Origin of the sequence: Pseudomonas xantholysinigenes (assembly GCF_014268885.2) — a bacterium.
Classification (GTDB): Bacteria; Pseudomonadota; Gammaproteobacteria; order Pseudomonadales; family Pseudomonadaceae; genus Aquipseudomonas; species Aquipseudomonas xantholysinigenes.
Genome location: NZ_CP077095.1, coordinates 4,095,698 through 4,120,305, shown reverse-complemented (window position 1 = coordinate 4,120,305; position 24,608 = coordinate 4,095,698). Strand labels below are relative to the sequence as shown.

Sequence of the window (24,608 nt, the reverse complement as noted above, 5' to 3'; positions counted from 1 at the left end):
TCCCTCCAAAAGACTACACCCGAAATTGCGCCATCAAGACCTGCTGCTGATTGGCCAACCGGTTCAGCGCCTGGCTGATCCGCGCCGCCTCGTCCGCCTGCCCCGACAACGTCTCGGTAACATCGCGAATCCCCGCCACGTTACGGTTCACCTCTTCGGCCACCGCGCTCTGCTCCTCGGCCGCCGAAGCAATCTGCAGGTTCATATCGGTGATCACCGCCACCGCCTCGCCAATCCGTTGCAACGCCGGCAAAGTCTGCTCCATCTGCGTGGCACTGTCCTGAGCCTGGCGCTGACCAGCCTGCATGGCCCCCACCACATCCAGGGTGCCTTGCTGCAAGCCTTCGATCACCTGGCGAATCTCCTCCACCGACACCTGAGTACGCTGCGCCAGGTTGCGCACCTCATCAGCCACCACCGCGAAACCACGCCCCGCCTCACCCGCCCGGGCCGCCTCGATCGCAGCGTTGAGGGCCAGCAAATTGGTCTGCTCGGCAATCGCCCTAATCACCTCCAGCACCGAACCAATCTGCTCGCCACGACTTTCCAGAGCCCGGGCTTCGTCCATGGCCGCGGTCATGCCATCGGCGAGCTGGTCGATCGCCGTGCGGGTCGCCGCCACCCGCGCCAGGCCATCACGGGTCGCCTGGTCGGCACCGCGCGCGGCTTGTGCCGCCTGGGCCGCGTTATGGGCGACATCGTGGGCGGTGGCGCTCATCTCGTTGGCCGCGGTGGCCACCTGCTCGATCTCACGGTGCTGCTGCTGCATGCCATCGCTGGTCTGGCTGGCAATCAACGCCGATTGATCTGCAGTGCCCCGCGCCTCCTGCACCGAACCCTTGAGCTGGGCGATCACCGGTTGCAACTTGTCGAGGAAACGATTGAACCAGCCCGTCAGCTTGCCCAGCTCGTCGTCACGGGCATAGTCCAGACGCCGCGTCAGGTCACCCTCGCCGCTGGCGATGTCCTCCAGACGCGCGGCCACGGCAAGGATCGGCCGGGTCACGCCACGGGCCGTCAACCACACCAGCAACAAACCCAGCACCGCCGCACCGAGACCAATCAGCAGGCTGATGAGGTTGGCGTTCTGGTTCTGGCTGTCCAACCGCTGGTTCAGAGCCACGGCGGGGGCTTGCAGCACCTGTTCGGGCAGATCCAGCAACACCTGCCAGGGCGCGGCGCCGGGGATCGGTGCGAACGGGCGGGAAATACGCATGCTGCCTGCGTCCAGGCGCTCGACCGCCTGGCCGGCACGCAGCGGGCCGGTGAGTGCGCTGGCGCCGGCACCGAAAGCTTGCTCCACGGTCTTGCTCAACTGCGTGGCGTCCTGGCTGTGCCCCGCGAGCAGGCCCGCAGGGCTGACGATGCTCACCTGGCCCTGGCCGTCGAACAGCTCCTGACGCCCGGCCAGGCTCAATTGCTGCAGGTTGTCCAGGCCGATGTCCAGGCCGACCACGCCGATCACCTTGCCGTTTTCCAGCAAGGGCAGGGCGATACTGGTCATCAACACCTGGTGACCGTTGACCTCGTCGAAGTACGGATCGAGCACGCAAGCTTTGGCGGTTTCCTGCGGGCAGGTCAGCCAGCGGTTGTAGGGCGAGCCGTTGGCGCCAACGCTGGTGTCGGCCAGCATCGATTCGGGCATGGCTTCCTGCTCCAGCGCACCGGCGCTGGGCTGCGACCAATACAGCGAGAAGCGCCCGCTGTCGTTGCTGCCGTTGTCGGCCTGGCCGACGAAACGAGCGTCGGCCTGGTCCAGGGCATTGGGCTGGAACACCAGGTACAGGCCGATCAGGTCACTGTTGCCGGCCAGCGCGGCGCGGGCCTGGCGCGTCAGCTCGTCGCGCAGGTCGCTGCCGCCACGGGCCTTGAGTGCCTGCACCAGGCGGGCGAAGCCATTGCCGTACTGGTAGGCGTCCATGAAGTAGCGCTGGATGCGTAGGGCCTGGGTCTCGCCATGGGCCTGCAGGCGCAGGCGTGCGCTGCGATCGAGCAGCTCGCTGTTGGCCTGGAACACTTGCTCGGCACTGTGCCGAGCCTGGGTCAGCGACGTCGTCACCAGCAAAGCGACGATGGCCAGCAGGCACAGGCCGGCGAGCAGGGTGATCTTCCATTGGATGGAGAGGCGGCGCGACAGCATGGGCGTTTCCTTCTCGGGCAAAAGGACGCCCGCGGTCAGGCGGGCGTCGGGTGGTTCATTCGGCAATGCAGTTGGGTGGCGCGACCCTGAAGGCCTTGGTCAGCCAGCCCAGGTAGCACACGCCCAGCAAGGCCCAGACCCCGCCGAACAGCAGCGAGTGTTGGTTCAGGTCCAGCCACAGCGACACGATGATGCAAAAGCCTATCGTCGGCATGACCAGATACTTGAGGTTGTTCGTCAGGCCCTTGTTCTGCCGCTCACGGATATAGCAGTGGTTGATCACCGACAGGTTGACGAAGCTGAACGCCACCAGCGCGCCGAAGTTGATCACCGAGGTAGCGGTGACCAGGTCGAAGAAGATCGCCGACAGCGAGATCAGGCCGACCACGGCGATGTTCAGCACCGGGGTCTTGTAGCGCGGGTGCAGGCGGGCGAACACGCTGGCCGGGATTACGTTGTCACGGCCCATCACATAGAGCAGGCGCGACACGCTGGTCTGCGAGGCCAGGCCCGAGGCGATGGTGTTGATCACGGTGCAGGCGATGAATACCGACTGGAACAGCTTGCCGCCGACATACAGGGCGATTTCCGGCAGGGCTGCTTCCTGGTCGTGGAACCGCGCCATGGTCGGGAAATAGGCCTGGATGAAGTAGGACACGCCAATGAACACCACGCCGCCGATCAGCGCGGTGAGGAAGATTGCCCGGGGAATGGTCTTGCCCGGGTCGCGGGTTTCTTCCGACAGGCACGTCACCGCATCGAAGCCCAGGAACGAGAAGCACAGGATGGTCGCGCCAGCGGCCAGGGCGGCGAACTGGGTCTGCTCGTCGGCGAACGGCACCAGGCTCCAGGCCGTGCCCAGGCCTTCGCCATGGCCCAGGCCGCGCCAGCAGAGGTAGATGAACACCGCAATGATCGCCACCTGCACGGCGACGAACAGCAGGTTGAAGTGCGCCACCAGGTTGACGCTGCGCATGTTGATCAGGCTGATCAGGGTGACGAAGCCTGCCACCCAGACCCACGCCGGCACCTCGGGGAACATCGCCGACAGGTACAGCTTGGCCAGCAGGGCGTTGACCATCGGCAGCAGCAGGTAGTCCAGTAGCGACGACCAGCCGACCAGAAAGCCCACATGTGGGTTGATTGCGCGCTGGGTGTAGGTGTAGGCCGAGCCGGACTGCGGGAAGCGCCGCACCAGGGTGCCGTAGCTCACGGCGGTGAAGAGGATCCCGGCCAGGGCCAGGATATAGGCGCTGGGCACGTGCCCGGCGGTGATGCCGGAGACGATGCCGAAGGTGTCGAACACGGTCATCGGGGTGAGGTAGGCCAGGCCGATGATCACCACGTGCCAGAGGCGTAGGGACTTGCGAAACTGGGCGTTGCCGGGGGCGCTGTGGTCAGGCTGCATGCAGGCGCTGCTCCTGTCTCGAAACAACGGGCACGGCGCGTGACGGGCACGACAAGGTCGAGCGAATGGGCTCCATGTTGTTCACCTTTTATGTTGGAGCTGCGGGGTGGCGGAATAAAAGACGATGGTCGTTTGGGTGTCAAGTTAAACATGACAGGGTGTCAGATGAGTGGTTGGTGAATCGGTTTATTTGGCCGTTATGCACTCTGTTTGGCTGATTGAGCGGATCGTAAATCGATTTTGATGTTCGTAAAAATTTACGCTTGCCACGGACTGTCACGGGTATGCCGTCATCCATGTACACACAAAATGCAGCGAGGATCATCACGCGGCCCGGATGCCGGTGATATTCTTGCCCCGGCGCGCACCGCCGTTTACCGGGGGCGCCCCAATCGCCCTCCCTATGGACAGTCATCGGTTCTATTCATGAAGAAATCAGTAGGCATCCTTTGCGGTCTGGCCGTCGCCATTGCCGTCGCAACCACCGCTGGCGCCTGGTACACCGGCAAGCAGCTGCCCGCCGAGCTGGAGCGCTCCGTCGCCCGTGGCAACGAAGAACTGAAGAAAGCCCTGGCCGGCAACGGCGGCAGCATGACCCTCGAACTGGTCTCGCTTGAGCAGCATTTCTTCACCAGCACCGCACACTACCGCCTCAAGGCCGAGAACGTGCAGGTAGGCGAGGCCGATGCAATCAACTTTGCCGTGGGTGTGACCGATCAGATCGAGCACGGGCCGTTCCCCTGGTCGCGGGTCAAGGCGTTCAAACTGATGCCGGTGATGGCCACCAGCAACAGCGTGCTGGACAAGGACGACTTCACCAAGGGCTGGTACGCCGCTGCTGGCGACAAACCACCGGTCACCGCGCAGTTCAGCCTGGGGTATGGCGGCAACGTCGACAGCGACATTCGCCTGGCCCCGGTCACCCTCAAGGAAGACGGCGACAATGTCCTGGATTTCTCCGGCATGCAGGTGCTGATGAGCGGTGATCGCGACGGCAAGGCTGTGGGCATTCATGCCGACGCCGGGCACCTGGAACTGAACTTCGTCGACGAGCAACAAGCCCCGGTGAAGATCCAGCTCAATGGCTTCAAGGCCGGTGGCAAGCTGACCGAGACCGGCCATGACATGATCTATGTCGGCAACTTCGACCTGGCCCTGGCCGACGTCCAGGCGACCTTCGGGCCGAAGCAGGAGCTGTTGGTGCTCAAAGGGCTGCAGCAGAACAACCTGTACAACGCCGAGGGCGAGGCCAAGGACAAGCTGGCCGGGCGCCTGGAATACAAGGTCGGTGACATCAGCTATGCCGGTCGCAAGGTGGGCAGCGCGGAAATGGTCCTGACCATGAAGTCCATCGACATTCCCGCCATGCAGGCGTTGATGGCCTGGTACCAGACCCAGCTGCCGCAGATGCAGCAGGCGGCCGCCGACGGTGAGGCGCCATCGCTGCAGATGACTCCCGAAGAGCAGGCCAAGGTCCAGGGTGATCTGCAGCAGCTGCTGGTGGCCAAGCCGCAGGTGGCGGTGGAGAAGCTGGCGTTCAAGACCGCCAATGGCGAGAGCCACTTCAACCTAGCGATGGATTTCGCCAACCCGAGCTCGTTCGACCTGCCGCCCGACCAGTTGGGCAAGCAGTTGCTGACGCAACTGAAGGCCAAGCTCAGTGTGTCCAAGCCGATGGTCGCCGACCTGGCCACCTTGCAGGCCTTGCTTGAAGGCGAGACCGATGCCCAGGCCATCGCCCAGCAGTCCAGCCAGGCCGGTGAGATGGTCGGCATGATGGCGCTGCAGAGCGGCATGGCCACGGTGGAGGGCTCCGACGTGGTGTCGAGCCTGCATTATGCCGATGGCATGGTCGATTTCAACGGCAAGAAAATGACCGTCGAAGAGTTCGCCATGCTCATCAGCGGTCACCTGGCGGCACTCCAGCCGCAGGGTTGATTGCTGCCGCGATCCCTGTGGGAGCGGGTTTACCCGCGAACACCGGCGCAGCCGGTGCCAGGCACCGCGTCGCCTGCTTCGCCAGCAAGGCTGGCTCCAGCAGGTGACGCGCATGGCTTGGGGCTGTGGGACCAGTTTGCCCTGCGACGGCATTGGCCCGGCTAACGCAAAAACCCCTTTTGCATCCCCCCGATTGCCTGTAGCCTTCGCGTCCGATAAGAATCCGCGCCCGCAGAGGGGCCGAGACGCAGGCCGTCCGGCACCGCTAGCCGATCTGCCAGGGCCGGGTGATACACTCGACTGACGCGCTCGCGCGCCCCGCAGGTCCAGCGATCATGACCCAGATTTCCGAACGCCTGTTGGTACAGGCCCACCTCGACGCCAAGCAGCCCAACCCGCTGACGCCCGCGCAGGAGGCCGAATACCGTGCGGCCATCGCCGCCGAGCTGAAAAAGCAGAATGCCGTGCTCGTCGCCCACTATTACTGTGACCCGGTGATCCAGGCCCTGGCCGAGGAAACCGGTGGCTGTGTGTCCGACTCGCTGGAAATGGCGCGTTTCGGCAAGAACCACTCGGCCGAGACCGTGGTCGTGGCGGGCGTGCGCTTCATGGGCGAGACCGCGAAAATCCTCACCCCGGAAAAGCGCGTGCTGATGCCGACCCTGGAGGCGACCTGCTCCCTCGACCTGGGCTGCCCGGTCGAGGCGTTCTCGGCGTTCTGCGACCAGCATCCCGAGCGTACCGTGGTGGTCTATGCCAACACCTCTGCGGCAGTGAAAGCGCGGGCCGACTGGGTGGTGACCTCCAGTTGCGCGTTGGAGATCGTCGAAAGCCTGATGGATAACGGCGAGACCATCATCTGGGGCCCAGACCAGCATCTGGGACGCTATATCCAGAAGCAGACCGGTGCCGACATGCTGCTGTGGGACGGTGCCTGCATCGTTCACGAAGAGTTCAAGTCGCGCCAGCTGGCCGATATGAAGGCGCTGTACCCGGACGCGGCGATCCTGGTTCACCCGGAGTCGCCGGAGGCGGTGATCGAGCTGGCCGACGCGGTGGGTTCCACCAGCCAGTTGATCAAGGCGGCGCAGACCCTGCCGAACAAGACCTTCATCGTCGCCACCGATCGCGGCATCTTCTACAAGATGCAGCAGCTGTGCCCGGACAAGGAATTTGTCGAGGCGCCGACTGCTGGCAACGGCGCGGCCTGCCGCAGTTGCGCGCACTGCCCGTGGATGGCGATGAATACCCTGGAGCGGGTGCTGGATTGCCTGCGTCATGGCAGCAACGAGATTTTCGTCGAGCCGGCGCTGATCCCCAAGGCGATCAAGCCACTGAACCGCATGCTCGATTTCACCCAGGCTGCGCGGTTGAAATTGTCGGGTAACGCCTGAAGCTGCTTGCACAATCCCTGTAGGAGCGCCCCGACAAGGCCGCTCCTACAGCGCGACCATTGCCAGGTCTAGCGCCCCATCATCTCCTTGACCATACGCTGCTGCTCCATGATCTCGCGCTGGCGCTGGTCGATCTGCGAGGCCAGCGGGAAATTGCTGCCCGCGCGGCGCTTGGCGTAGTCGAGCTGCTGGATCGCCTGGTCGAAGTCACCCACCAGGGTGAAGTACTCGGCGCGTGCCCGGTGCAGGCCGATGGTGTTGCCCGACAGCCCGCGCACTTCGGCAACGTCGTACCACACGTCCGGGTCGTCCGGGCGGTTCTTCACCAGGTCATCCAGTACCTTCTCCGCCTCGGCCGGCTTGCCCAGCTTGATCAGCAGGTCGGCACGCACTTGCTTGAGCGGGTAGTTGCTCGGGTACAAGCTCTGCATCCGTGTGGCGCGCTGCTGGGCGTCGGCCAGGCGATTATTGGTGATGTCCAGGTCGATCTGCGCCAGGTTGTAGGTGATGTCGTTGGGCGCCTTGGCCAGCAGCGGCTTGAGGTTCTCCCGCGCTTCGTTGAGCTGGCCGCCCTTGATCTGCGCCAGGGCCAGACCGTAGCGCGCGGCGTCCATGCCGGGGTTGTCGTCGAGCTGGGCGCGGAAGCGCTTGGCGGCCAGGCCCGGGGTGCCTTCGTAGGTGAGGGCGACACGGGCGCGAATCAGCTGGTAGCGCAGGCTGTCCTCGATACCGCCCTTGGGCGCCTGTTCGGCACGGTTGCGGGTATCGGCGATACGCGACTCGGTGACCGGGTGGGTCAGCAGGAATTCGGGGGGCTTGGCGTCATAACGGTACTGGCGGGCCAGGCGTTCGAACATGCTGGGCATGTTGCGTGGATCGTAGCCGGCCTTTTCCAGGTTGAGAATGCCGAAACGGTCGGCTTCCTGTTCGTTCTGCCGGGAGAAGCGCCGCTGTTCCTGGATCGCCGCGGCCTGGGTGCCGGCAATTACACCGATGCCGGCATCGCCGCCACCGCCTGCCGCCAGTACGATGCCGGCCAACAGGGCGGCCATCATCGGCAGTTGCATGCGCTGCTGCGCCTCGACCCCGCGGGCGAAGTGGCGTTGTGACAAGTGCGCCAGTTCGTGGGCCAGAACCGAGGCGTATTCGCCTTCGGTCTGCGCGTTGAGGAACAGGCCACCGTTGACCCCGACGATGCCGCCGGGCGCAGCGAAGGCGTTGAGCTCCTTGCTGTCGATCAGGATGAATTCCAGGCGCCGGTCCTGCAGCTGGCTGGTTTCCGCCAGCTTGTACACGCTGGTTTCGACAAAGTCCTTGAGTTGCGGGTCGTTGAGCTGGTTGACCTGGCCACGCAGCAGGCTCAGCCAGGCGCGGCCGAGCTGGTGCTCCTGTTGCGGCGAAACGATCGCGGAGCTGGCGTCGCCCAGTGACGGCAGGTCGTCGGCATGGCCGGGCAGGGCCATCAGGCAGGCCAGCGCCAGCAGGGTAGGGCGCAGTAGATTCATGCACAAGCTCGCGTCGGTCAAAAGCCTTACTGTAGCCGGGTCGCGCGATGCCGACCAGTGGCGGTATCCTAGCGAACCTTTCTGTTCATGCCCCTGGAGACTCGCCTGATGAGTGACACCCCAACCTGCGACGCCGAACTCGACGCCAGCGGGCTGAACTGCCCGCTGCCGCTGCTCAAGGCCAAGATGGAACTCAATCGCCTGGCCAGCGGCGCGGTGCTCAAGGTGATCGCCACCGACGCCGGTTCCCAGCGCGACTTCCGCACTTTCGCCCAGCTTGCCGGTCATACGCTGCTGCGCGAAACGGCCGAGGCCGGCGTGTACACCTACTGGCTGCGCAAGGCCTGAGTCTTTCCCAAGGATCGTCAATGTTCAAAGTGCTTCGCGACTGGATGCAGCGCTACTTCTCCGATGAGGAGGCGGTGGTGCTGGCGGTCCTGCTGTTCCTGGCCTTCACCGTGGTCCTGACCCTGGGTGGCATGCTCGCGCCGGTGCTGGCGGGCATGGTCCTGGCGTTCCTCATGCAGGGGCTGGTCAATGCCCTGGAGCGCCTGAAGGTGCCCTCCAGGCTGGCGGTGTGGCTGGTGTTCGCCCTGTTCATGGGCGCGCTGGCGGTGTTCATGCTGGTGCTGGTACCGCTGCTCTGGCACCAGTTGATCACCCTGTTCAACGAACTGCCGGGGATGCTCGGCAAGTGGCAGTCGTTGTTGCTGTTGCTGCCCGAACGCTACCCGCACCTGGTGTCGGACGAACAAGTGCTGCGCGCCATCGAGTCGGTGCGCGGTGAAATCGGCAAGTTCGGCCAATGGGCGCTGACCTTCTCGCTGTCGAGCCTGCCGCTGCTGGTCAACGCGATGATCTACCTGGTGCTGGTGCCGATCCTGGTGTTCTTCTTCCTCAAGGATCGCGAACTGATCGGGCGCTGGGTCAGTGGCTACCTGCCGCGTGAGCGCACGCTGCTTAATCGGGTAGGGGATGAGATGAACCGGCAGATCGCCAACTATATCCGCGGCAAGGGCATCGAGATCCTGATCTGCGGCATCGCCACCTACATTGCCTTCATTACCCTGGGGCTCAACTATGCCGCCTTGCTGGCGCTGCTGGTGGGGTTGTCGGTGGTGGTGCCCTATGTCGGCGCGGTGGTGGTGACCGTGCCGGTGACGCTGATTGCGTTGTTCCAGTGGGGCTGGGGCGATCAGTTCATCTATCTGATGGCGGTATACGCCATCATCCAGGCGCTGGACGGCAACGTGCTGGTGCCGCTGCTGTTCTCCGAGGCGGTGAGCCTGCACCCGGTGGCGATCATCTGCGCGGTGCTGCTGTTCGGCGGGCTGTGGGGCTTCTGGGGAATATTCTTCGCGATCCCGCTGGCGACGCTGTTCAAGGCGGTGCTGGATGCGTGGCCGCGGCAGGAGTCGTCGGTCGCGCCAATGCTTTAGAAATGAGATGTCTTCTTCGCGGGTAAACCCGCTGCCACAGGTTCAGTAATATCCCTGTGGCAGCGAGTTTACCCGCGAAGAGGCCCTTGTGGGCTTCAGGCCTTGCTCAGGGCCTGCGCCGCCGCCAATACGGCATCCACATGCCCCGGCACCTTCACCCCGCGCCATTCCTGGCGCAGCACACCGTCCTTGTCGATGAGGAAGGTACTGCGGTCCACGCCCAGGTATTCCTTGCCGTACAGCTTTTTCAGCTTGATCACGTCGAACAGCTGGCACAGCGCCTCGTCCTTGTCGCTGATCAGCTCGAAGGGGAAGGCCTGCTTGGCCTTGAAGTTCTCGTGCGACTTGAGACCATCGCGCGAAACGCCGAACACCACGGTATTGGCGGCCTGGAATGCCGCATGCTGGTCACGGAAACCCTGGCCCTCGGTGGTGCAGCCGGGAGTGCTGTCCTTGGGATAGAAGTACAGCACCACCTGCTGGCCCTTGAGCTCAGCCAGGCTGACGGTCTGGCCGCTGGTGGCCTGGACCTGGAAATCGGCGACGGGTTGGTCGATGGCTACGGCCATGGGAGCTTCCTTACATGGGGTTCTGTGGGCGCCACGGTTCGATCAGCGCGTCCAGGTTCAGGGCGTCGGCGAAGTCGAGGAACTGGTCGCGCAGCCAGCTGATCTGGGTGCCGGCCGGCAGGATCACGGTGAACTGGGCATTGAGCATGCTGCTGCCGGTCTGCGGCGCCAGGTAGGTGTCGCAGGTCATGGCTTCCAGTTCGACGCGGTGGTCGAGGAAGAACTGGCACAGCTCGTTGATGATGTCCGGGCGGTAGGCGGCGCTGACATAGGCCACATACGGCAGTGCCTGCGGGCGCACTTCCTGGTCGGCGCTGCGCACCACGTCCAGGGTCAGGCCGTGTTTCTTGCCCAGGCCCGGCAGGGTGGCTTCGAGGCGGGCCAGGGCATCCCAGCTGCCGCCGACCTGCAGTACCAGGGCGCTGGTCTCGCCGTGGCGCGACAGGCGCGAGGTGACCACCGCGCAGCGATTGTCGAAGGCCGCGCGGCTGAGGACGTTGGCCAGCTCCATGGGGTTGGGGCCCAGGGCGCTGATGACGAGGAATTGTTCGCGAACGGTGGGGGTGGACATGCAGCATTCCTAAAGCGATGAGCGGTCGGTGCAGGACGGGGGCAAGCCTCCTTGTTCAGCAGGGCCCGGGCCGGTTTTGGCGGCTGTGGACGCAGGCCGGGAGCACTGTCGACGGCCCGGCGGGCCGCGCTGCACCGATCAAAGGATCAAGGGTAGCGAAAAGCGGCGCGAAGGGGAATGCTCCGCCCGCCTGCTTCGCTTGTGCAAGGTCGATGCCCCCAGTACCATTACCGCTCTCTTTTTCCGGCAGGAGCAATTACATGATTGCGGGCAGTATGGTGGCGTTGGTCACACCCATGGATGCACAAGGGCGTCTGGACTGGGACAGCCTCGACAAACTTGTAGACTTCCACCTGGAAAACGGCACCCACGCGATCGTAGCTGTCGGCACCACCGGCGAGTCCGCCACCCTGGATGTCGAAGAGCACATCCTGGTCATCAAGCACGTGGTCGAGCGGGTCAAGCACAGCAAGAAGCGGATCCCGGTGATCGCCGGCACCGGCGCCAACTCCACTGCCGAAGCCGTGCACCTGACCAAGAACGCCAAGAATGCCGGTGCCGATGCCTGCCTGCTGGTAGTCCCGTACTACAACAAGCCGACCCAGGAAGGCCTGTACCAGCACTTCAAGCACATCGCCGAAGCCGTCGACATCCCGCAGATCCTCTATAACGTGCCCGGTCGCACCTCCTGCGACATGCAGGCCGACACCGTGATCCGCCTGTCGAAGGTCAAGAACATCATCGGCATCAAGGAAGCCACCGGCGACCTGGTGCGTGCCAAGCAGATCCTGGACGGCGTCGACAAGGACTTCATCGTCCTGTCCGGCGACGATCCGACCGCCGTCGAGCTGATCTTGATGGGCGGCAAAGGCAACATCTCCGTCACGGCCAACGTCGCCCCGCGCGAAATGGCCGACCTGTGCGAGGCCGCCCTTGAGGGCAATGCCGAGAAGGCCCGCGCAATCAATGAAAAACTCATGCCGCTGCACAAGGACCTGTTCTGCGAGGCCAACCCGATTCCGGTGAAATGGGCGCTCGTCGAGATGGGCTTGATGCACAAGGGTATCCGCCTGCCGCTGACCTGGCTGAGCGAAGGCTGTCACGAAAAAGTCCGTACTGCCTTGCGCCAGTCCGGCGTACTGGTTTAAACGAGGAAGTACACCGCATGAAGCGACTGGCTGGTCTTTCCGCTCTCGCCCTGATCATCTCCAGCACCAGCGGGTGCGGCTGGCTGTGGGGCGAGGATGGCTATTTCCGCGACCGCGGCAGCGATTACCTGCAGGCGCACCCGACCGCGCCGATGCAGCTGCCGCCGGACGCCAGCAACGTCAAGCGCCTGGATCCGCTGCTGCCGATCCCGCGCAATGTCGCCGACGATCGCGCCACCGGCGAATTCGAGGTGCCGCGTCCGCAGCCGCTTTCGGCCACCGCCGACATCAGCGATTTCAGCCTGCAGCGCAGCGGCAGCAGCCGTTGGGTGCTGGCCCAGCGCGCGCCGGCCGAAGTCTGGCCGGTAACCCGCCAGTTCTTCGAGGACAACGGCTTCCGCATCGCCGAAGAGCGCCCGCAGACTGGCGAGTTCAATACCACCTGGCAGCGTTTCGACGAGTTGTCGGCATCCCTTGGCCAGCGCTTGGCCAGTGCCTCCAGCAGCCCGAACAGCGAAGTGCGCGTGCGGGTGCGCATGGAGCCCGGCGTGCAGCGCAACACCTCCGAGGTGTACATCGTCAGCATCGAACGCCCGGCCGGCAGCACCGCCGAGCCCGAGTTCCCGGCAACCTCCAGCAACACTGGCGCCGACGCGCTGCTGGTCGATGAAATGCTCGCCAGCATGAACCGCAGCGCCGAGAAGGGCGGTTCGGTCTCGCTGCTGGCAGCGCGTGATTTCGATGCCCCGAGCCAGGTCAGCCTGAGCGAGGACGGCAGCGGCAACCCGGTGCTGTACCTGGGCTCCGACCTGGACCGTGCCTGGTCTGGCGTGGGCCGCGCCCTGGAGCAGGGCGAGTGGCGTGTCGAGGACATCAACCGCAGCCTGGGCCTTTACTACATCAACTTGTCCGAGAAGCCTGACGACAAGCAGAAGGAGCCTGGCTTCTTCAGTCGTCTGTTCGGCAGCGAGCCGAGCAAGGAAGAACGTGAAGCCCGTGCCGAGCGCTACCAGGTTCGCCTGAGCAAGGTCGGCGAGAACGTCCAGGTGACCGTCGAGAAGAACATCAACACCGTGGCCCCGGCCGATGTCGCCCGCCGCGTGCTGAGCGCGATCCAGGACCGTCTGGGCTAAGTGCGCTTCGCGGTTCTTGGAAGCGGTAGCCAGGGAAACGGCACGCTGATCGCCAGTGGTGACACGTACATCCTGGTCGATTGCGGCTTTTCGCTACGGGAAACCGAGCGGCGCCTGGCGCTGCTCGGGGTATCGGCCACGCAACTGAGCGCGGTGCTGGTGACCCACGAACATGCCGACCACGTGCATGGGGTGGGGTTGCTGGCGCGGCGCTACAATACGCCGGTGTACATGAGCCAGGGCACCTTGCGTGGCCTGCGCAAGCCGGTTGAAGTGGCCGGTTTTCTCGGTTGTGGCGATGTGCTGCAGGTCGGCGATCTGCAGGTCAGCGCCGCGCGGGTCGAGCACGATGCCTACGAGCCGTTGCAGTACGTGATCAGCGATGGTAGCCGGCGGTTCGGTATGCTGACCGACCTGGGCAGCTATGATGCCAACCTGCTGGCGCGTTACCAGGACCTCGACGCACTGCTGATCGAGGCCAATCATTGCCGTGACCTGCTGGCCCGCGGGCATTACCCGCGCTTTCTCAAGTTGCGGGTCGGCGGCAGCCAGGGACATTTGAACAACCACCAGGCCGCAAGCCTGGTGGCCGAGTTGGGTTGGCAACGCCTGCAGCACCTGGTGCTGGCCCACCTCAGCAGCAAGAACAACCTGCCACACCTGGCGCGCCAGTGCTTCGTCGACACCCTCGGGTGCGACCCGGACTGGCTCCAGGTGGCCAACCAGGATCAAGGGCTCGACTGGCGTCACATCGCCTAGCCCATCTACTCAAGCAAGCGGAGCCCATCATGGAAAAACGCGACGAACTCTACCGCGGCAAGGCCAAATCGGTTTACCAGACCGACGACGCCGACCGCTTGATCCTGCTGTTCCGTAACGACACCTCGGCGTTCGATGGCAAGCGTATCGAACAACTGGACCGCAAGGGCATGGTGAACAACAAGTTCAATGCCTTCATCATGCAGAAGCTCGAAGAAGCCGGCGTACCGACCCAGTTCGACAAGCTGCTGGGCGACAACGAGTGCCTGGTGAAGAAGCTCGACATGATTCCGGTCGAGTGCGTGGTGCGCAACTACGCCGCCGGCAGCCTGGTCAAGCGCCTGGGCGTCGAGGAAGGCATCAAGCTCGAGCCGTCCACCTTCGAGCTGTTCCTGAAGAACGACGAGAAGGGCGACCCCTTCATCAACGAGTCCCACGTTGTCGCCTTCGGCTGGGGCACCGCCGAGCAACTGGTCGAGATGAAGAAGCTGTCGTTGAAGGTCAACGAAGTGCTGAGCAAGCTGTTCGACGACGCCGGCCTGCTGCTGGTCGACTTCAAGCTGGAGTTCGGCGTGTTCCACGGCCAGATCGTCCTGGGTGACGAGTTCAGCCCGGACGGCTGCCGCCTGTGGGACAAAGAGACCCGCAAGAAGATGGACAAGGACCGCTTCCGTCAGGGCCTGGGCGACGTAATCGAAGCCTACGAAGAAGTTGCCAAGCGCCTGGGCGTGCCGCTGTAAGCGGCGCGTTCACGCAAGCGCCTGATACCACGCGATTTTTTTTGAAAAATAGTTTGCCTTTCGAGAAATCGCTGGTATGATGCGCGGCATTGGAGAGATGCCGGAGTGGTCGAACGGGACGGATTCGAAATCCGTTGTACTGGCAACAGTACCTAGGGTTCAAATCCCTATCTCTCCGCCATACGCGAAGTAGTCGAAGCCCCCGAAAACGTTGAGTTTTCGGGGGCTTCGTCGTTTCTGGGGCGCATGAAGGCAATTTTAGGGCAGATGGAGCGGTATGCCTTTACTCGTCGGTAGCGTTGTGAACTGAGCCGGGGACCTCTATCGCGAGTGACGACAGGGGCGAGATGGCGATGTCGCCTTTACCAGTCTGGTAGAACGTCACGCTCAGAGCCGCCACCGTTACACCCAGCGCAACAGCGGTAAGCATGGCCCCCCAGATGTTCAGCTTCAGGCTCCCCAATCGATCAATGTCGCGGCGCACACCTGCGATCGAGTCGTCCAGGCGCTTGTCGCGCTCATTTTGGGCAACGAGAAAACCGTCGATTTTCGACGCGATGGCTTCTACCCGAGCGTCCATCTTGATCGCGATGGTCTCGAGCTTGGCGTTGAGTTCGTCACGGGGCAGGTCATTCATGGTTACGGCACCCATCATTTCTACGAGTGAGTCATGTCTAGCCAAGCTCATGCCTGCTGGATATAGCCGTTGAAAATAGTTGGCCCACGGCTCCTGCAGTCGGCTGTCTGGCATATCGTTTTGAGGCATTTAGCCCTCCGCTTCGAATAGTGTCTGAAGCACCACGCTCTGCTCGTCCATGGTCTATACGGCTTGTGGGGCATTTGCAATGTTCTTGATAGTGCTGTTGATGAGGTAGCGATGAGGAGAGCCTAGAGCGCTATCTGGTCAGCGGCAATGCTTCGGCGGGCCTGGATGCCCGATTCGGAAATGGACTACTCGCAACAGGGCGGTAGGCTGGTATAGCCAAATGCCACTGTTTGCGTCCCTGCCGCGCCTTGTAGAGAATCGCACCCTTTGCCTCGAAAGGATGCGTGCAATGAAGTTCGAAGGGACTTTCCAATACATGGGCAATCACGGGATCGTCTTCAACGTCTCGCAGATCACCCTGACCGACAGTGAGCGCGGACGCTTGCGTGAACTGCATTTCGGTGAAGCGCGAAGCGCCCATTACGAAGTCAACAGCAAGGTCGTCGAGACCTACGACAGGATGCTGGCCAAGGGGCTGCCGTGCGTGATGAAAATCGGGATCTCAAAGCCGCTGACCCGGCAGCAGGGCGATACCCTCAATGCCCAGCGCACCAAGGTCGCCAACCTCGCCGCCTCGGCGTTCGCTGCCGCCACCAGCGCAGTGGCTACTTCCTATGTAGGTGTGCCGGTGGGCGCTGGGGTGCGCGCCTATGCCAATGACCTCCTGCCCACCTACCATGCTGGCGATGTACTGGTCAGCATCGAAGCGCAGGTCAATGGCGGCATCGGGCCGCAGCACACCACCTCGACCCTGATCATCAAGACCTGAGGGAGACGCCTGTGTCCGAAATTACCTATGCGGTCATCGCTCTGGTGCTTTATGGCCTGCTGGATCGGTTCCTCAGGCCTTACCCGCTGCGCAAGTGGTTCGGAGTGGTGCTGGTGGTTATGGGGGGCGTCGGTTGCATCGTTGTCAGCCAGGCCCGTTCGTTCGGGATGGACCTGGGATTACTGTCGGTGCTTGCCGTGGGAATCGGCGTGGGACTGTTTTTGAGGCGGCGGCGATTCGAGCCAGTGGGGTGACCCGTCGTCTCATCGAGGCGTGCAGCGCCCAGGCAACCAAGTAATTGCTACCTGATTCGATCCAGGCGGACCGTGCCGACCTGTAACGTTTTAGCAAGTGGTTGAACGTGCTTAGTTGCTGTTCGGGGAACTTGTTAGTTCACGCCACCCCAGGCGCTTAGTTGCACTAACAGGTTTCACTTGCCTATCCATTTCCCGTATGATCCGCGCGCCATCAGTGTGATGGTGGATCATGGACTAAAGGATTTTTATGAAAAAGCTGATCAAAGCTACTGTTGCTGTTGCTGTCGTTTCGGGCGTTGCCCTGCTGTCCGGCTGCACCGGCCAAGTCTACAACCAGCCTAAGAACTGCTCGTACGACTACCTGTTCCACCCATCGGTTTCCATCTCCAAGATCATCGGCGGCTGCGGCCCGATCGATAAACTGCCTCAGCAGCAGTAATCTTGGAAATACCCCGATCGGGTCGTTAACGGCCTGATCCAAGACCCCCGACCATGGATGTGGCCGGGGGTTTTTGTTTTTCAGGGGCGTGGTGGCTTGTCGCGTGGCAACCTGTCGTCTTGACGCCCCGGCGCGCGTTTGTTTGTGCTGGCAATTCGGTTACAATCCGTAAATCGTTTCAGCCTTGTCGGTCAATCCGACCAAAGGCTGCCACGTCCAATGTCTCTCTGGCTGCTGAACAATGATCACAACAAGCCTGCGCTGAAGAACATGGAAACCCGGGCCAGCCACAGGCCCACCCTCCGTTCTACTGACTGGAATCGATCAATGTTCAAGAAAGCTGGCAAGACCTTGCTGGGTCTGGCTGTCGCGGCGAGCGTCATGCAAGCGCATGCGGCCGACACCAAGAAAGTCGACGTGCTGCTGGTTGGCGGCGGCATCATGAGTTCCACCCTGGCGGTCTGGCTCAACGAGCTGGAACCCACCTGGTCGATGGAAATGGTCGAGCGCCTGGACGGCGTCGCCGAAGAAAGCTCCAACGGTTGGAACAACGCCGGTACCGGCCACTCCGCGCTGGCCGAGCTGAACTACACCCCGGAAGACAAAGACGGCAACGTCAACATCACCAAGGCCATCGAGATCAACGAGTCGTTCCAGATCTCCCGCCAGTTCTGGGCCTGGCAGGTTCGCCAGGGTGTGCTGAAGAACCCGCACTCGTTCATCAACACCACCCCGCACATGAGCTTCGTCTGGGGCGATGACAACATCAAGTTCCTGAAGAAGCGCTACGACGCCCTGCAGGCCAGCCCGCTGTTCCGTCCGATGCAGTACTCCGAGGACCACGCGCAGATCGCCAAGTGGGTCCCGCTGATGATGGAAGGCCGTGACCCGAACCAGAAACTGGCGGTCACCTGGACGCCGATCGGCACCGACGTCAACTTCGGCGAAATCACCCGCCAGTTCGTTGGCAGCCTGCAGACCAAAGAGAACTTCGACCTGAAGCTCTCCACTGAAGTGCAGGACATCACCCGCAACGAAGACGGCTCCTGGCACGTCGAGTACAAGAACCTGAAGGACGGTACCGAATCGGCCACCGACGCCAAGTTCCTGTTCATCGGTGCCGGCGGCGGCGCGCTCAAGCTGCTGCAGAAGTCGGGCATCCCGGAAGCCAAGGAATACGCCGGCTTCCCGGTCGGTGGCTCGTTCCTGGTGACCGAGAACCCGACCGTTGCCATGCAGCACATGGCCAAGGCCTACGGCATCGCCTCCACCGGCGCGCCACCCATGTCGGTTCCGCACCTGGACACCCGCGTGCTGGACGGCAAGCGCGTGATCCTGTTCGGGCCATTCGCCACCTTCTCGACCAAGTTCCTGAAGAACGGCTCGTACCTGGACCTGCTGAGCAGCACCACCACCCACAACGTCTGGCCAATGGCCCGTGTCGGTATCGACCAGTACCCGCTGGTGGAATACCTCGCCGGCCAGCTGATGCAGTCCGACGACGACCGTTTCGCTGCCCTGCAGACCTACTTCCCGAACGCCAAGAAGGAAGACTGGAAACTGTGGCAGGCCGGCCAGCGCGTGCAGATCATCAAGCGTGACGCCGACAAGGGCGGCGTGCTGAAGCTGGGTACCGAGGTCGTGGCTTCCGAAGACCGCACCATCGCCGGCCTGCTGGGCGCCTCGCCAGGTGCCTCGACCGCCGCGCCGATCATGCTCAACGTGCTGGAAACCGTGTTCAAAGAGAAGGTCGCGACCCCAGAGTGGCAGGCCAAGATCAAGGAGATCGTACCGAGCTACGGGACCAAGCTGAACGATTCGGCTGCCGCCACCCAGAAAGAGTGGGACTACACCGCCGAAGTCCTGCAGCTGGAGAAACCGCCGGTGATCGACCAGAGCGTCAAGACCAACGTGGCGCCAGCCGCGGCGGTCGAGAGCAAGCCTGCGAACGACATGGCGCTGTAACGCCAGAAGGGTTGCCGGGCTTGCCCGGCACCATCGACCACGAGGATCGCCCCTGGCGGCCTCGTGGTTTTTTTGTGCCCGGCTGATATAGCTAGATCTGACGCGATCCCTGTGGGAACAACTGTCTTGCTCAACTGCTAAATCTAGCGCGATCCCTGTGGGAGCGGGCTTGCCCGCGAACACCGGCGTAGCCGGTGCCAGGCAGCGCGTCGCCTGGTTAGCCAGCAAGGCTGGCTCCTACAACAGACGCGCATGGCTTGAACGCTGCGCGGGCGCTCAGCGTTGTTCGAGGATCTTCGCCAGCAGCCCGGGGAAGCGCCCATCCAGGGCTTCGCTGCGCAGTGAGTTCATGTGCGTGGTGCCGACGTTGCGGGTGTGCACCAGCCCGGCATCGCGCAATACACGGAAATGATGGGACATGCTGGACTTGGGGCGACCGCCGTCCAGCTCGCCGCAACTGGCCTCGGCAACGTCGGCCAGGTAGCGCACGATCTGCAGGCGCACCGGGTCGCTCAGGGCGTACAGCAGACGCTCCAGGGTCAGGTCTTCAGGATTGGGGTGGGTATAGGCTCGCATGGACGACATGATAGCGGGGGTTTCACAAATACCAAAGTTCGAATATGATCGAACAATCGTATCCGTCCCCTGGAGCCTCATCATGGCCGCACTGTTCGAACCCTATGCCCTCAAAGACCTCACCCTGCGCAACCGCATCGCCATACCTCCGATGTGCCAGTACATGGCCGTGGATGGCCTGATCAACGACTGGCACCAGGTGCATTACGCCGGCCTGGCCCGCGGCGGTGCCGGCCTGGTGGTGGTCGAGGCCACTGCGGTGTCGCCGGAAGGGCGCATCAGCCCCGGCTGCGCCGGCATCTGGAACGACGTCCAGGCCCAGGCGTTCGTGCCGGTGGTGAAGGCGATCAAGGCCGCCGGCTCCGTGCCTGGTATCCAGATCGCCCACGCCGGGCGCAAGGCCAGCGCCAATCGCCCTTGGGAGGGCGATGACCATATCGCCGCCGACGACGCACGCGGTTGGGACACCATCGCCCCATCCGCCATCGCCTTTGGCGCCCACCTGCCGAAAGTGCCGAAGGCCATGACCCTGGACGATATCGCCCGGGTCAAACAGGACTTCGTCGATGCCGCGCGCCGCGCACGTGACGCGGGCTTCGAGTGGATCGAACTGCATTTTGCCCACGGCTACCTGGGCCAGAGCTTCTTCTCCGAGCATTCCAACCAGCGTACCGACGCCTATGGTGGCAGCTTCGACAACCGTACCCGGTTCCTGCTGGAAACCCTGGCCGCGGTGCGTGAAGTCTGGCCAGAGAACCTGCCGCTGACCGCGCGTTTCGGGGTGCTGGAGTATGACGGTCGCGACGAGCAGACCCTGCAGGAGTCGATCGAGCTGGCCCGGCGCTTCAAGGCCGGCGGCCTGGACCTGCTGAGCGTCAGCGTTGGCTTCACCATTCCCGAGACCAACATCCCGTGGGGGCCAGCGTTCATGGGGCCGATCGCCGAACGAGTACGCCGTGAAGCGAAGCTGCCGGTGACCTCGGCCTGGGGCTTCGGCACCCCGGAGCTGGCCGAAGGGGCGCTGCAGGCCAACCAGCTGGACCTGGTGTCGGTGGGGCGCGCGCACCTGGCGGATCCGCACTGGCCGTATGCCGCTGCCAAGGCGCTGGGGGTCGACAAGGCTGCCTGGACCTTGCCTGCGCCTTACGCTCACTGGCTCGAGCGTTATCGCTGAGTTCACAAGGGGCTGCTATGCAGCCCATTTGCGGCGAAGGCTAAAACCGATCCAACCGGTATGCAGCGGTCTCCACCCCGGCCGACCGCTCGACCATCCGCCCCACCCATTCCGCCGTCACTGCCGCCTGGGTCAGCCCCAAATGCTGATGCCCGAACGCCAACAACACCCGCCCGTCACACACCCGGTCGATCACCGGCAGCGAATCCGGCAATGACGGCCTGAAGCCCATCCATGGTGTTGCGCCCTCGGCATCCAGGTCCTGCTTGAACAATCCTTTACTCAATCGGTGCAGCTGCCACGCCCGTTGCATGCTCGGTGGCGCCTCGAGCCCGGCGAACTCCACCGTGCCCGCCAGACGCAGGCCATCGGCCATCGGCGTCATGATGAACTTGCGCTCCAGCGAAGTGACGGCGAACGGCAGGCGTTGTCGTTCGCCGGGCAGCATCAGGTGGTAGCCACGCTCGGTGTCCAGCGGCACTTGCCTGCCGGTGAGGGCCTTGGTCAGCGCTGCCGAATGAGCGCCGCCGCTGACCAGCACCTGCCGCGCCTGGAACAGGCCCTGGTCGCTATCGAGGGCGACGCCGTCGGCCAGCAGCCGTCCGCCACTGACATGGGCGCGCACGAAGCGCACGCCATGGGCCCTGGCGGCGCTGAACAGCTCGCCGACCACCTGGTAAGGGTCAAGGAAGTGCCCCGTGCGTGGAAAGAACAACCCGCCCTGGAGTGTCGGGCTCAGTTGCGGGGCCGCTTCGCGCAGGTTGTCGGATGACCAGCAATCCACCGGCACGCCCTGCTGTTGCAGGCGTGCACGCAGGGCGTCGAGCGGTTGGCGCGAGGCTTGATGTTCGAACACCAGCAGTGAGCCGTCGGCCTTGAGCAGGTGGCTGCGCTCGATGGAGGCAAGCAAGCGCTGCCAGGCATCCAGGCTGGCCTCGTTGAGCGCACGAATACCGGCCACGCTGCGCTGGAACGGCGCCTGGCGCAGGTTGAGCAGCAGGCGACTGAACCAGGGCAGGGCCCGGGGCAGGTACTTCCAGTCCAGGCGCAACGGGCCCATCGGGTCCAGCAACATGGCCGGCAGGCGCTTGAGGATCGACAGGTCGGCGATGGGGAACACCTGTTCGGTGGCCAGGTGCCCGGCATTGCCCCAGGAGGCGCCATGGCCTGGGGCCTGGCGGTCGATCAGCAGCACTCGGCGGCCCTGGCGGGCCAGCTGCAGGGCGCAGGCGACGCCGACGATGCCAGCGCCGACCACGGCGATATCGGTGTCCGTGGTGGTCATGGTCAGGCCTCCCGCTGGCCGTCGAGCAGCCGCCGCAGTTGCAGCGGATTGGCGTGCTGCAAGGCAGGAGGCAGCAGCGCGTCGGGGAAGTCCTGGTAGCACACCGGGCGCAGGAAGCGCAGGATCGCCGCAGTGCCGACCGAGGTACCGCGGGCATCGGAGGTGGCTGGGAACGGGCCGCCGTGGACCATCGCATCGCACACCTCGACCCCGGTCGGCCAGCCGTTGACCAGGATGCGCCCGGCCTTGCGTTCGAGGGTCGCCAGCAGAGTGCGGGCCTGATCGAGGTCGCCATCGTCCAGGTGCAGCGTGGCCGTCAACTGTCCTTCGAGGTGCTCGGCCACCTGGCGGACCTGTTCATCGCTATCGCAGGCAACCACCAGCGAGGCGGCGCCGAACACTTCGGCCTGCAGCGCCGGGTCGGCGAGAAAGGCTTCGGCTTGGGTCACGTACAGCTGCGCCTGGCATTGGTTCGGCCCTTGCTGCGGCAAGCCGCTGGCGGCGGCCTGGGCATTGGCGTTGCCGGCCAGGGCGCCGACACCGGCCTTGTAGGCGCTGGCGATGCCGGGGGTGAGCATGGTCTGCGCCGGTGCTTGTCGTACCTGAACACTGGCAGCGTCGATGAAGCGCTGCAATGCCGGCCCTTGGCGGGCGATCACCAGCCCGGGGTTGGTGCAGAACTGTCCGGCACCCTGGGTCAGCGAGGCGACGAAGCCCTGCGCCACGTCCTCGCCACGGGCCTGCAGGGCCGCGTCGAAGAGGAACACCGGGTTGATCGAACTCATCTCGGCATACACCGGGATGGGTTCCGGCCGTGCCTGGGCGACCTGGCACAGGGCAAGGCCACCGCTGCGCGAGCCGGTGAAGCCGACCGCCTTGATGCGCGGGTCGCTGACCAGGGCGATGCCGACTTCACGGCCGGCGCCGTACAGCAGCGAAAACACGCCCTCGGGTAGCCCGCATTGTTTCACCGCACGGGCCACGGCCTGGCCGACCAGCTCGCTGGTGCCGGGGTGGGCGCCATGGGCCTTGACCACTACCGGGCAGCCGGCGGCCAGGGCCGAGGCGCTATCGCCACCGGCAACCGAAAATGCCAGGGGGAAGTTGCTGGCGCCGAACACCGCCACCGGCCCCAGGGCCACCTGGCGCTGGCGCAGGTCGGGGCGTGGCAGGGGCTGGCGCTCGGGCAGGGCGTTGTCCACGCGTACATCCAGCCATTCGCCAGCGCGCACCACGCGGGCGAAGGTGCGCAGTTGCGCGCAGGTGCGGCCGCGCTCGCCCAGCAGACGAGCCTTGGGCAGGCCGGTCTCGGCGTTGGCGCGGTCGATCAGGGTATCGCCCAGGGCTTCGATTTGCTCGGCGATCGTTTCGAGAAAGTGGGCGCGTTGTTCGAGGGTGGTTTCGCGGTAGGCATCGAATGCCGCCCAGGCCAGGGTGCAGGCCTGGGTTACCTGTTCGGCGCTGGCGCCAGCGTAGAGTGGATCGAGCGGGGTGTCGGTGGCCGGGTTGATGGCATGGATCGCGGCCTGGGTGCCTGTGATGGCGCGTTGGCCGATCAGTAGATTGCCGGTGAGGGTCATGGGGCATCCTGGAGGATTTGAGTGAGGTCTGGACCTGTTGGGGGCGCCATGCGCCCCTTTCGCGACACAAGGCCGCTCCCACAGGGATTGCTGTGATCAGGCCATGTTCTGCTCGGCCGACCAGCTGGCATACCAGCTGCGGAACAGCGCGTACTGCTGCGTGGCATAGTTGCGCTGGGCATCGGTGAGTACGTCGGTTTCATTGAAGTGCAGGCTGTACTCGGTGTCGCCGTTGAGCACCATCAGGTGCTTGTAGTACAGCACCAGGTCGCAGCCTTCATCGAACGACGACAGCACCGCCAGCGCGGCCTCCAGCTCACGCGCCAGGCGGCGGGCACGGGCGTCGCCCTTGGCCGCCTGCTTGCTCAGGCTCACCAGTTGCAGCACTTCCCGTGGCAGGGCATTGCCGATGCCGGTGATGGCGCCAGTGGCGGCGCAGTTGACGAAACCATGCACCACCTGGGTATCGACGCCGACCATCAGGGTCACGTCGTTGTCCTGGGAGGTGATGTGCTCGGCGGCGTAGCGCAGGTCGGCGCCACCGCCGAACTCCTTGAAGCCGATCAGGTTCGGGTACTCGCGGCGCAGTTCGAAGAACAGGTCGGCGCGGGTGGCGAAGCCGTAGTAGGGGCTGTTGTAGATCACCGCCGGCAGGTGCGGCGCGGCAGCGAGAATGGCCGAGAAGTGGTGCTTCTGGGCGATCAGCGAGGCGCCGCGGGACAGTACCCGGGGGATCACCATCAGCCCGGCGGCACCGACCTTGGCCGCATGGGCGGCGTGGGACACGGCTTCGCGGGTGTTCACCGCGCCAGTGCCGACGATGGTCGGGATGCCGGCGGCCACCAGGCGCGCCACGCCCTCCTGGCGCTCGGCCTCGGTCAGCAGCGGCCAGTCGCCCATCGAGCCGCAGTACACCACCGCGCTCATGCCGGCCTCGATCAGCTCGCGGCCCTTGCGCACCAGGGCGTCGAAGTCCGGTTTGCGCGCGGCGGTGCAGGGGGTCATCAGGGCGGGCATGGTGCCGGTGAAGATGTTGTTGGTCATTGTTGTCAC

Annotated in this window: 22 protein-coding genes, 1 tRNA gene and 2 pseudogenes; 14 read left to right on the top strand and 11 right to left on the bottom strand. The window is 64.1% G+C overall.

What is annotated here, in order from left to right; translation table 11 throughout:
• Nucleotides 1-13: 13 nt before the first annotated feature.
• The 3 genes and pseudogenes from HU772_RS25320 to HU772_RS18290 form a co-directional block, all read right to left on the bottom strand.
• A pseudogene (locus tag HU772_RS25320) lies at nt 14-529 on the bottom strand (methyl-accepting chemotaxis protein); the annotation flags it as partial.
• 390 nt (nt 530-919) lie between these two features.
• Nucleotides 920-1,921, bottom strand: a pseudogene (locus tag HU772_RS25315) (PDC sensor domain-containing protein); the annotation flags it as partial.
• 274 nt (nt 1,922-2,195) lie between these two features.
• The gene (locus HU772_RS18290) at nt 2,196-3,548 is read right to left on the bottom strand and encodes an APC family permease (protein ID WP_186662200.1); all 1,353 of its coding nucleotides are present in this window, start codon (nt 3,546-3,548) and stop codon (nt 2,196-2,198) included.
• Nucleotides 3,549-3,974: 426 nt separating this feature from the next.
• On the opposite strand from HU772_RS18290, the gene HU772_RS18285 reads away from it, so the two are divergent.
• The gene (locus HU772_RS18285) at nt 3,975-5,486 is read left to right on the top strand and encodes a YdgA family protein (RefSeq protein WP_186662199.1); all 1,512 of its coding nucleotides are present in this window, start codon (nt 3,975-3,977) and stop codon (nt 5,484-5,486) included.
• A gap of 335 nt (nt 5,487-5,821) precedes the next feature.
• Complete coding sequence (gene nadA / locus HU772_RS18280; protein ID WP_186662198.1) at nt 5,822-6,880, top strand: quinolinate synthase NadA; 1,059 nt, start codon at nt 5,822-5,824, stop codon at nt 6,878-6,880.
• Between the two features lie 68 nt (nt 6,881-6,948).
• On the opposite strand, the gene HU772_RS18275 is transcribed toward nadA, so the two are convergent.
• Nucleotides 6,949-8,385, bottom strand: a complete 1,437-nt coding sequence (locus HU772_RS18275) for a M48 family metalloprotease (RefSeq protein ID WP_186662197.1) — start codon at nt 8,383-8,385, stop codon at nt 6,949-6,951.
• A gap of 108 nt (nt 8,386-8,493) precedes the next feature.
• Here HU772_RS18275 and HU772_RS18270 point away from each other — a divergent pair, with 108 nt between their 5' ends.
• Nucleotides 8,494-8,733, top strand: coding sequence for a sulfurtransferase TusA family protein (locus HU772_RS18270; RefSeq protein WP_011535136.1), 240 nt, complete (start codon nt 8,494-8,496; stop codon nt 8,731-8,733).
• Nucleotides 8,734-8,753: 20 nt separating this feature from the next.
• Entirely contained in the window at nt 8,754-9,824 is a 1,071-nt protein-coding gene (locus HU772_RS18265; RefSeq protein WP_186662196.1) for an AI-2E family transporter, read from the top strand.
• A gap of 95 nt (nt 9,825-9,919) precedes the next feature.
• Here the strand turns inward: HU772_RS18265 and HU772_RS18260 are convergent, their stop codons facing one another.
• Together HU772_RS18260 and HU772_RS18255 are read right to left on the bottom strand one after the other, a co-directional pair.
• Complete coding sequence (locus tag HU772_RS18260) at nt 9,920-10,393, bottom strand: peroxiredoxin (RefSeq protein ID WP_186662195.1); 474 nt, start codon at nt 10,391-10,393, stop codon at nt 9,920-9,922.
• A 10-nt stretch (nt 10,394-10,403) separates the two neighbouring features.
• Nucleotides 10,404-10,964, bottom strand: a complete 561-nt coding sequence (locus HU772_RS18255) for a glycine cleavage system transcriptional repressor (RefSeq protein WP_028692994.1) — start codon at nt 10,962-10,964, stop codon at nt 10,404-10,406.
• 260 nt (nt 10,965-11,224) lie between these two features.
• On the opposite strand from HU772_RS18255, the gene dapA reads away from it, so the two are divergent.
• The 5 genes from dapA to HU772_RS18230 all read left to right on the top strand — a co-directional run bounded on the left by dapA (nt 11,225) and on the right by HU772_RS18230 (nt 14,925).
• A complete protein-coding gene (dapA, locus tag HU772_RS18250) occupies nt 11,225-12,112 on the top strand; it encodes a 4-hydroxy-tetrahydrodipicolinate synthase (RefSeq protein ID WP_186662194.1) in 888 nt (295 codons plus the stop codon).
• Between the two features lie 17 nt (nt 12,113-12,129).
• Nucleotides 12,130-13,245, top strand: coding sequence for an NlpB/DapX family lipoprotein (bamC, locus tag HU772_RS18245; protein ID WP_186662193.1), 1,116 nt, complete (start codon nt 12,130-12,132; stop codon nt 13,243-13,245).
• Nucleotides 13,246-14,004, top strand: coding sequence for an MBL fold metallo-hydrolase (locus HU772_RS18240; protein WP_186662192.1), 759 nt, complete (start codon nt 13,246-13,248; stop codon nt 14,002-14,004). It abuts the gene before it with no gap.
• A 29-nt stretch (nt 14,005-14,033) separates the two neighbouring features.
• Complete coding sequence (gene purC / locus HU772_RS18235) at nt 14,034-14,744, top strand: phosphoribosylaminoimidazolesuccinocarboxamide synthase (RefSeq protein ID WP_016392503.1); 711 nt, start codon at nt 14,034-14,036, stop codon at nt 14,742-14,744.
• Between the two features lie 91 nt (nt 14,745-14,835).
• Nucleotides 14,836-14,925 (top strand) — tRNA-Ser (locus tag HU772_RS18230).
• Nucleotides 14,926-15,027: 102 nt separating this feature from the next.
• Here the strand turns inward: HU772_RS18230 and HU772_RS18225 are convergent.
• Complete coding sequence (locus HU772_RS18225; RefSeq protein ID WP_225923049.1) at nt 15,028-15,381, bottom strand: hypothetical protein; 354 nt, start codon at nt 15,379-15,381, stop codon at nt 15,028-15,030.
• Between the two features lie 418 nt (nt 15,382-15,799).
• Between HU772_RS18225 and HU772_RS18220 the strand changes: the two genes are divergently transcribed.
• The 4 genes from HU772_RS18220 (at nt 15,800) to mqo (ending at nt 18,940) form a co-directional block, all read left to right on the top strand.
• Nucleotides 15,800-16,279, top strand: coding sequence for a hypothetical protein (locus tag HU772_RS18220; protein WP_186662190.1), 480 nt, complete (start codon nt 15,800-15,802; stop codon nt 16,277-16,279).
• An 11-nt stretch (nt 16,280-16,290) separates the two neighbouring features.
• Entirely contained in the window at nt 16,291-16,533 is a 243-nt protein-coding gene (locus HU772_RS18215; RefSeq protein ID WP_186662189.1) for a hypothetical protein, read from the top strand.
• Nucleotides 16,534-16,783: 250 nt separating this feature from the next.
• On the top strand, nt 16,784-16,975 hold the full coding sequence (locus tag HU772_RS18210) for a DUF4223 family protein (protein WP_023630554.1): 192 nt from the start codon (nt 16,784-16,786) through the stop codon (nt 16,973-16,975).
• Nucleotides 16,976-17,302: 327 nt separating this feature from the next.
• A complete protein-coding gene (gene mqo / locus HU772_RS18205) occupies nt 17,303-18,940 on the top strand; it encodes a malate dehydrogenase (quinone) (protein ID WP_186662188.1) in 1,638 nt (545 codons plus the stop codon).
• Nucleotides 18,941-19,216: 276 nt separating this feature from the next.
• Here mqo and HU772_RS18200 read toward each other — a convergent pair whose 3' ends face one another.
• Complete coding sequence (locus tag HU772_RS18200) at nt 19,217-19,525, bottom strand: ArsR/SmtB family transcription factor (protein ID WP_186662187.1); 309 nt, start codon at nt 19,523-19,525, stop codon at nt 19,217-19,219.
• 73 nt (nt 19,526-19,598) lie between these two features.
• Here HU772_RS18200 and HU772_RS18195 point away from each other — a divergent pair, with 73 nt between their 5' ends.
• Entirely contained in the window at nt 19,599-20,690 is a 1,092-nt protein-coding gene (locus HU772_RS18195) for an NADH:flavin oxidoreductase/NADH oxidase (RefSeq protein WP_186662186.1), read from the top strand.
• A gap of 40 nt (nt 20,691-20,730) precedes the next feature.
• On the opposite strand, the gene HU772_RS18190 is transcribed toward HU772_RS18195, so the two are convergent.
• From HU772_RS18190 to HU772_RS18180, 3 genes are all read right to left on the bottom strand, one after another.
• Complete coding sequence (locus HU772_RS18190) at nt 20,731-21,975, bottom strand: NAD(P)/FAD-dependent oxidoreductase (RefSeq protein ID WP_186662185.1); 1,245 nt, start codon at nt 21,973-21,975, stop codon at nt 20,731-20,733.
• Between the two features lie 2 nt (nt 21,976-21,977).
• A complete protein-coding gene (locus HU772_RS18185) occupies nt 21,978-23,555 on the bottom strand; it encodes an aldehyde dehydrogenase (NADP(+)) (RefSeq protein WP_186662184.1) in 1,578 nt (525 codons plus the stop codon).
• Nucleotides 23,556-23,651: 96 nt separating this feature from the next.
• Nucleotides 23,652-24,599: a dihydrodipicolinate synthase family protein gene (locus HU772_RS18180; protein ID WP_186662183.1), complete on the bottom strand. Its 948-nt coding sequence runs from the start codon at nt 24,597-24,599 to the stop codon at nt 23,652-23,654.
• Nucleotides 24,600-24,608: the final 9 nt, after the last annotated feature.

What these genes read in the sequence shown, in the direction of transcription:
- HU772_RS18265 (WP_186662196.1), top strand. Translation starts at nt 8,754, where the DNA reads ATGTTCAAAGTGCTTCGCGACTGGATGCAGCGCTACTTCTCCGATGAG.
- HU772_RS18255 (WP_028692994.1), bottom strand. Translation starts at nt 10,964, where the DNA reads ATGTCCACCCCCACCGTTCGCGAACAATTCCTCGTCATCAGCGCCCTG.
- bamC (WP_186662193.1), top strand. Translation starts at nt 12,130, where the DNA reads ATGAAGCGACTGGCTGGTCTTTCCGCTCTCGCCCTGATCATCTCCAGC.
- HU772_RS18225 (WP_225923049.1), bottom strand. Translation starts at nt 15,381, where the DNA reads ATGAATGACCTGCCCCGTGACGAACTCAACGCCAAGCTCGAGACCATC.
- HU772_RS18285 (WP_186662199.1), top strand. Translation starts at nt 3,975, where the DNA reads ATGAAGAAATCAGTAGGCATCCTTTGCGGTCTGGCCGTCGCCATTGCC.
- HU772_RS18275 (WP_186662197.1), bottom strand. Translation starts at nt 8,385, where the DNA reads ATGAATCTACTGCGCCCTACCCTGCTGGCGCTGGCCTGCCTGATGGCC.
- HU772_RS18210 (WP_023630554.1), top strand. Translation starts at nt 16,784, where the DNA reads ATGAAAAAGCTGATCAAAGCTACTGTTGCTGTTGCTGTCGTTTCGGGC.
- HU772_RS18220 (WP_186662190.1), top strand. Translation starts at nt 15,800, where the DNA reads ATGAAGTTCGAAGGGACTTTCCAATACATGGGCAATCACGGGATCGTC.
- HU772_RS18290 (WP_186662200.1), bottom strand. Translation starts at nt 3,548, where the DNA reads ATGCAGCCTGACCACAGCGCCCCCGGCAACGCCCAGTTTCGCAAGTCC.
- purC (WP_016392503.1), top strand. Translation starts at nt 14,034, where the DNA reads ATGGAAAAACGCGACGAACTCTACCGCGGCAAGGCCAAATCGGTTTAC.
- HU772_RS18180 (WP_186662183.1), bottom strand. Translation starts at nt 24,599, where the DNA reads ATGACCAACAACATCTTCACCGGCACCATGCCCGCCCTGATGACCCCC.
- HU772_RS18200 (WP_186662187.1), bottom strand. Translation starts at nt 19,525, where the DNA reads ATGTCGTCCATGCGAGCCTATACCCACCCCAATCCTGAAGACCTGACC.
- HU772_RS18190 (WP_186662185.1), bottom strand. Translation starts at nt 21,975, where the DNA reads ATGACCACCACGGACACCGATATCGCCGTGGTCGGCGCTGGCATCGTC.
- HU772_RS18260 (WP_186662195.1), bottom strand. Translation starts at nt 10,393, where the DNA reads ATGGCCGTAGCCATCGACCAACCCGTCGCCGATTTCCAGGTCCAGGCC.
- HU772_RS18185 (WP_186662184.1), bottom strand. Translation starts at nt 23,555, where the DNA reads ATGACCCTCACCGGCAATCTACTGATCGGCCAACGCGCCATCACAGGC.
- HU772_RS18195 (WP_186662186.1), top strand. Translation starts at nt 19,599, where the DNA reads ATGGCCGCACTGTTCGAACCCTATGCCCTCAAAGACCTCACCCTGCGC.
- dapA (WP_186662194.1), top strand. Translation starts at nt 11,225, where the DNA reads ATGATTGCGGGCAGTATGGTGGCGTTGGTCACACCCATGGATGCACAA.
- HU772_RS18270 (WP_011535136.1), top strand. Translation starts at nt 8,494, where the DNA reads ATGAGTGACACCCCAACCTGCGACGCCGAACTCGACGCCAGCGGGCTG.
- nadA (WP_186662198.1), top strand. Translation starts at nt 5,822, where the DNA reads ATGACCCAGATTTCCGAACGCCTGTTGGTACAGGCCCACCTCGACGCC.
- mqo (WP_186662188.1), top strand. Translation starts at nt 17,303, where the DNA reads ATGTTCAAGAAAGCTGGCAAGACCTTGCTGGGTCTGGCTGTCGCGGCG.